This is a genomic window from Carboxylicivirga sp. M1479 (genome assembly GCF_007097485.1).
Lineage (GTDB): Bacteria > Bacteroidota > Bacteroidia > Bacteroidales > Marinilabiliaceae > Carboxylicivirga.
Genome location: NZ_VKDE01000120.1, coordinates 1 through 281, shown reverse-complemented (window position 1 = coordinate 281; position 281 = coordinate 1). Strand labels below are relative to the sequence as shown.

Sequence of the window (281 nt, the reverse complement as noted above, 5' to 3'; positions counted from 1 at the left end):
GTAATACAGAATTAGGGAAATTGGAGCTATATGACCTTCAAACAGACATTGCAGAAAAAACGAATCTGGCTGAGAAATATCCCGATATTGTTGTTCAAATAGAGAAAGTAATGCAGGAAGAGCATGAAGCTGCTGCTATTGTTGACTTCAGGCAAAGCGTATTGGGTGATCGGATGAATTGATTTCATTATCATGTAAGGATTAATATACCTTTAATGATACAAACAACTTACTATACAAAGTAGTGTTTGTTTTATAGATTTATAATTTTATTTTAAGTA

General features: G+C 32.0%; 1 protein-coding gene. It reads left to right on the top strand.

Annotation, left to right across the window (positions count from 1 at the left end; all coding sequences use genetic code 11):
• A partial coding sequence (locus tag FNN09_RS21290) for a hypothetical protein (protein ID WP_221932571.1) occupies window positions 1–182 on the top strand: 182 nt, incomplete at its 5' end.
• Window positions 183–281: the final 99 nt, after the last annotated feature.